We start from the raw sequence: 6,000 nt of genomic DNA on the forward strand, positions 1-6,000 counted from the left end.
CCAGGTTCACGGTAGATCAAATAGTAGTAGTAGAGCGCCTGCGAGTCACCTTGGCGGTTGTCGCAGAGGCGTGGTGTCCCTATTATCGAGGGCTTTCCAGTGGGTTCGTTGAGGGCAGGTTATGGTCAAGGTCGGTATTGTCGGCGGCACGGGTTACACCGGGGTCGAATTGCTGCGTTTGCTGGCACAGCATCCGCAGGCTGAAGTGGTTGTCATTACTTCACGATCCGAGGCTGGCCTGCCAGTGGCCGATATGTATCCCAACCTGCGTGGTCACTACGATGGTCTGGCCTTCAGCGTGCCTGATACCCAGGCATTGGCTGCTTGCGACGTGGTGTTCTTTGCCACTCCCCATGGCGTAGCCCATGCGCTGGCCGGCGAGCTGCTGGACGCTGGCACCAAGGTGATCGATCTCTCCGCTGATTTCCGGTTGCAGGACGCTGATGAGTGGGCCAAGTGGTACGGCCAGCCCCATGGTGCGCCAGAGCTGCTGGACGAGGCGGTATACGGGCTGCCGGAAGTCAATCGTGAGCAAATCAAGCAGGCGCGCCTGATCGCGGTGCCGGGTTGCTATCCAACTGCAACCCAATTGGGTTTTCTGCCTTTGCTGGAAGCTGGACTGGCGGATACGTCGTTGCTGATCGCTGACTGCAAGTCGGGTGTAAGCGGTGCTGGCCGTGGCGCTAGCGTAGGTTCGCTATACGCAGAAACGTCCGAAAGCATGAAGGCGTATGCGGTTAAAGGCCATCGCCATCTGCCAGAAATTCGCCAGGGGCTGCGTCGTGCTGCTGGAAAAGATGTGGGCCTGACATTCGTCCCGCATTTGACGCCGATGATTCGCGGCATCCACTCCACGTTGTACGCCACCGTGGTTGATCGCTCCGTAGACCTGCAGGCGCTGTTCGAAAAGCGTTATGCCAACGAGCCGTTTGTTGATGTGATGCCTGCGGGCAGTCACCCGGAAACCCGCAGTGTGCGCGGTGCCAACGTCTGCCGTATTGCGGTGCACCGGCCACAGGACGGCGACCTGGTAGTGGTGTTGTCGGTGATCGATAATTTGGTCAAGGGCGCTTCTGGGCAGGCGGTTCAAAACATGAATATCCTGTTTGGCCTGGATGAGCGTCTGGGCTTGTCCCACGCGGGAATGCTGCCTTAACTGCAGTTTCCCGTTTCAAGCGGCAGGCCAGTGGCGTGCCGCTGCTACGTATGAGTAGTTGACCGCTTTTCTAGGAGAAGCGGATAATGCGCGTCATCACGCATTATGGCGGCATAGCGCCGGGAGATAGTCAGCATGAGCGTCGAATCCTTCACCCCCATGGCTTTGCAATTCACCGAAGGTGCTGCGCACAAGGTGAAGAGCCTGGTCGATGAAGAGGGTAATGATCGTTTGAAGTTGCGCGTTTTCGTTACGGGCGGCGGTTGTTCCGGTTTTCAGTATGGTTTCACCTTCGATGAAGAAGTGGCCGATGACGACACCATTGTGGAGCGCGAAGGCGTAAGCCTGGTGGTCGATCCAATGAGCTTCCAATACCTGGCAGGAGCCGAGGTGGATTATCAGGAGGGTCTGGAAGGCTCGCGCTTCGTGATCAAGAACCCGAATGCCACCACGACATGTGGTTGCGGCTCGTCGTTCTCTATCTGATTGCAGCGCACAGGCTTCAAACTCAACGCCGCGTAGATTCGCGGCGTTTTGCTGTGTGGCTTTTGATGGGGAAAGTCAGGCGGGGTAGATCGCGCCCAGTACGCGAAGCCCGCGTGCGCCGGTAACGCTGGGGCGGTTGGTGGGGATGCTTTCCAGGCAGCAGTGGGCAAGCCATGCAAAAGCCATTGCTTCTACCCAGTCGGGATCAACGCCCTTGGCCTGTGTGCTGCTCACCCGGGCTGGAGCGAGCAAATTTTCGAGGCGGGCCATCAAGGCCGCGTTGTGGGCGCCGCCACCACACACCAGCAGCTCGTCCGTGTTTGGCTGGGCTGCCTGCAGGGACTGCACGATGGTCTGCGCTGTGAGCTCCAGCAGGGTTGCCTGGACGTTTTCGGCAGGGAAAGCAGGCAGGCTGAACAGATGCTGTTTCAGCCATGCGAGGTTGAACACCTCACGGCCTGTACTTTTTGGGCCCTTGGTCTGGAAGAACGAATCGCTGAGCAGGGCATTGAGCAACAGAGGCTCAACCTTGCCGCTTGCAGCCCAGTCACCGTTACGGTCATAGAGTTCGCCGCGCTTTTCCAGTATCCAGGCATCCAGCAGGACATTACCCGGGCCGCAGTCGAACCCTGCAACGGGCGCTGTAGCTGTTATCAGGCTTAAGTTACTGAAACCGCCTACGTTAAGTACTGCTCTGTTACCACGGTTATCGGTGAACAAGGCTTCATGAAAAGCCGGAACCAAAGGGGCGCCCTGGCCTCCGGCAGCCACATCGCGACGACGGAAATCGCCGACGACGCAGATACTGGTCAGTTCTGCCAAGAGTGCAGGGTTGCCGATCTGCACCGTAAAGCCCCGGGCGGGTTCATGCCGTATGGTCTGGCCATGGCTGCCAATCGCGCGGATATCTGCCGGGGATAGATGTTGCTGTGCCAGGAGCGTGTTCACGCCCTGTGCCGCCAGTTTGACCCAGTGGTTTTCGGCAATTGCACAGCGAGCCACTTCATCCGGGCCGCTGGCGCACAAGCCAAGCAACTCGTTACGCAGGGCATTCGGCATGGGGATGTAATGGGTGGCGAGCAGCGTGATGCCAGCCCCCATTTCTATAAGGGCAATATCCATACCGTCAAGGCTGGTTCCGGACATAACACCTATATAGAGGGCCATTGCTTAGCGCTTGCTCGAGGCCAGGAGAGTGGCCTTCTCCTGGTTCATGCGCGCCATCAACGGCTGGCTCTGTTGCATGAAGCGAGTGCGCTCGGCTTTTGCAATCGGGTCGGCCATCGGGAGTTTCTGGCCCAGTGGGTCAACGTGCACACCATTAACCTGGAACTCGTAGTGCAGGTGCGGGCCGGTTGAAAGGCCGGTTGTGCCGATGTAGCCAATCACTTGTCCTTGTTTTACGGACCCGCCGGTTTTAACGCCTTTGGCGAAGCCCTGCATATGCCCGTAAAGCGTGCGGTAGGTGTTGCCGTGTTGAATGATGATGGTGTTGCCGTAGCCACCACGACGGCCTGCCAGAAGCACTTTGCCATCGCCGGTTGCCTTGATTGGCGTACCGCGCGGTGCTGCGTAATCCACACCTTTGTGGGCGCGGATCTTGTTCAGGATTGGGTGCTTGCGGCCAGAAGAGAAGCGTGAGCTGATGCGGGCAAAGTCTACCGGTGTACGGATGAATGCCTTGCGCATGCTGCTGCCATCGGCGGTGTAGTAGTTGCTGACACCTTGTTTGTTGGTATAACGCACGGCGGTGAAAGTTTTGCCGCGGTTGGTGAAGCGCGCAGAAAGGATGTTGCCAGTACCGACGGTCTTGCCGTTGATTACTTTCTGCTCGTAGATCACTTCGAACTGGTCACCCGGACGGATATCCTGGGCGAAGTCGATGTCATAACCAAACACCTTGGCCATGTCCATGGTCATGCTGTGTGGCAGGCCTGCACGTTGGCCGGACACAGACAGCGAACTGTTGATCACGCCGTGTACATAGGCCGAGCGCATGGTCGGTTGTGCGGTGATGCGGCGAAACGTATAGCCTTTGGCGCTTTTGTTAAGGGTAATGGTCTCAAGGTCACTGACCTGGCTATGCAGCCTGCTCAGTTGGCCATCGGGGCTCATTTCAAACTCGAGCTTCTGGCCGTGCTTGAGCTGGCTGAATTGCTTGGCTTGTTTGTCGCTGGCCAGTACCTCATGCACGGAGGTCGCTGGCAGGCCTACCTTCTGGAACAGGGTTGAAAGCGTATCACCCTTGCTGACGATCACTTCGCGGTGGCTGGGGCCAAGCTCGGGTTCGGTTTTGGCGGTCTCTACCGGGGCATTGTCCTGTTGTTCAATCTGGGCAAATGGCGATGGATTAGCTTCATTTGTGGCTTGAACGAGCTCAGCAGCGTCTTGATCTTGTGTCAGTTGTTCAGCAGGGGTTTCCAGCTCCAGATTTAGAGTCGTTCGTTTGGCTTCTACTTCGCTGGAGGGGAATACCAGCAGGGCCAAGCTTAAAAGAGCGGCGATACCACTTGCGGCAAGCAGGTGGGTCTTCGGATAAAGCGGTGGCGCTTTAGGCGGTTGACTGGTCATAGATGATTTTGACTTTGAGATAAAGGATGAATTGGAAAAGATGACTGGCACAATGAATATGAAATAACTGTATAAAATATAACCAAATCGCCCTTGAAGCAAGCCCGCGAGCTGTTCGCGCGCTGATAGACGCCGTATGCCGGCCAGAACTTGTAATTAGTCTCTGATCTTGTATGGTTGGTTCCCTTTGAATTTGAGCCTTACGGGTCTGATATGAAGTCGGTTGAAGAGCAGCTAGCGCTAATCAAGCGTGGTGCCGAAGAGGTACTGGTCGAGTCTGAATTGGTCGAGAAACTCAAGCGCGGTCAGCCGTTGCGTATTAAGGCCGGATTCGACCCCACGGCGCCTGATCTGCACTTGGGTCATACCGTACTCATTAATAAGTTGCGCCAGTTCCAGGAATTGGGTCATCAGGTGATCTTTCTAATCGGTGACTTCACCGGGATGATTGGTGATCCGAGTGGCAAGAGTGCAACCCGTCCACCGTTGACGCGTGAGCAGGTGCTCGAAAACGCTGAAACTTATAAGACTCAGGTCTTCAAGATTCTTGATCCGGCTAAAACCGAGGTTGCGTTCAACTCCACCTGGATGGATCAGATGGGGCCTGCAGACTTCATTCGCCTGACATCCCAATACACCGTTGCTCGCATGCTTGAGCGCGATGACTTTGATAAGCGCTACACCACGAATCAGCCGATCGCGATCCATGAGTTTCTTTACCCGCTGGTGCAGGGGTATGACTCGGTTGCATTGAAGGCGGATGTTGAGCTGGGTGGTACGGACCAGAAGTTCAACTTGCTGATGGGGCGCGAGCTGCAGCGCGGCTACGGTCAGGAGCCCCAGTGCATTTTGACCATGCCTTTGCTTGAAGGGCTGGATGGCGTCAAGAAGATGTCCAAGTCTCTGGGCAACTATGTAGGTATCCAGGAGGCGCCGGGGGTGATGTACAGCAAGCTGGTGTCTATTCCGGATGCGCTGATGTGGCGATACTTCGAGCTGCTTAGCTTTCGCTCGATGGAGGAGATCAGCGCCTTCAAGGCTGAAGTCGAGGCAGGGGCAAACCCGCGCGATATCAAGATCAAGCTGGCTGAAGAGATTGTGGCTCGATTCCATGGTGAAGAAGCGGCAGCCAATGCTCATCGTGGCGCTGGTAACCGGATGAAGGATGGCGAGCTGCCTGATGATCTTCCTGAAATTGAGTTGACTGCTACTGAGGATATGCCGATTGCTGCTGTCCTTAATAAGGCAGGTCTGGTTAAGAACTCAGCGGTGGCGCGAGATCTGCTTGGGTCGGGTGGTGTGCGTATAGATGGTGATGTTGTTGATCGCACCTATATATATGCACTGGGTTCGACTCATGTTTGCCAGGCTGGCAAGAAGGCTTTTGCCCGGATCACGCTAAAAGCTGAATAAACTGAGATTAGTACTGGACGGCGCATTTTATTGGCCTATAATGCGCCCACTTCCGGCGAGATCGAAACGGAAAACTCCTTGAGTTTCAATGAGTTGGATAAGTTTTCGAGAGTGCCAGCTTCAAGTCATCGAAGCAGGAAATGAGGTGTTGACAGCAGCGTGTAACACTGTAGAATTCGCCTCCCGCTAACGAGAGATCGAAAGCGCAAGTGGTTGATGTTGCAGGGGAAACTTTGAAAACATCTTAAAATAACCGCTTGACAGCAACAGAGGCTGCTGTAGAATGCGCGCCTCGGTTCAGCGAAAGCTAACCAACCGCTCTTTAACAACTGAATCAAGCAATTCGTGTGGGTGCTTGTGGAGTCAGACTGATA

At 55.7% G+C, this 6,000-nt stretch carries 5 protein-coding genes; 3 read left to right on the plus strand and 2 right to left on the minus strand.

Annotated elements, in window-relative coordinates:
* The first annotated feature begins 121 nt into the window (after positions 1-121).
* On the plus strand, positions 122-1,156 hold the full coding sequence (gene argC, locus ACZRMS_RS06550; protein ID WP_048361088.1) for an N-acetyl-gamma-glutamyl-phosphate reductase: 1,035 nt from the start codon (positions 122-124) through the stop codon (positions 1,154-1,156).
* A 135-nt stretch (positions 1,157-1,291) separates the two neighbouring features.
* Complete coding sequence (gene erpA / locus ACZRMS_RS06555; RefSeq protein ID WP_003444456.1) at positions 1,292-1,642, plus strand: iron-sulfur cluster insertion protein ErpA; 351 nt, start codon at positions 1,292-1,294, stop codon at positions 1,640-1,642.
* Positions 1,643-1,717: 75 nt separating this feature from the next.
* On the opposite strand, the gene ACZRMS_RS06560 is transcribed toward erpA, so the two are convergent.
* Both ACZRMS_RS06560 and ACZRMS_RS06565 read right to left on the minus strand, forming a co-directional pair.
* Positions 1,718-2,809, minus strand: coding sequence for an anhydro-N-acetylmuramic acid kinase (locus ACZRMS_RS06560; RefSeq protein WP_463994623.1), 1,092 nt, complete (start codon positions 2,807-2,809; stop codon positions 1,718-1,720).
* A gap of 3 nt (positions 2,810-2,812) precedes the next feature.
* Positions 2,813-4,213 (minus strand): peptidoglycan DD-metalloendopeptidase family protein, encoded by a 1,401-nt coding sequence (locus ACZRMS_RS06565; RefSeq protein ID WP_463994624.1) that lies wholly within the window; start codon positions 4,211-4,213, stop codon positions 2,813-2,815.
* A 213-nt stretch (positions 4,214-4,426) separates the two neighbouring features.
* On the opposite strand from ACZRMS_RS06565, the gene tyrS reads away from it, so the two are divergent.
* Positions 4,427-5,626, plus strand: a complete 1,200-nt coding sequence (gene tyrS / locus ACZRMS_RS06570; protein WP_463994625.1) for a tyrosine--tRNA ligase — start codon at positions 4,427-4,429, stop codon at positions 5,624-5,626.
* Positions 5,627-6,000 lie beyond the last annotated feature (374 nt).

This window comes from Pseudomonas sp. B424, assembly GCF_055408345.1.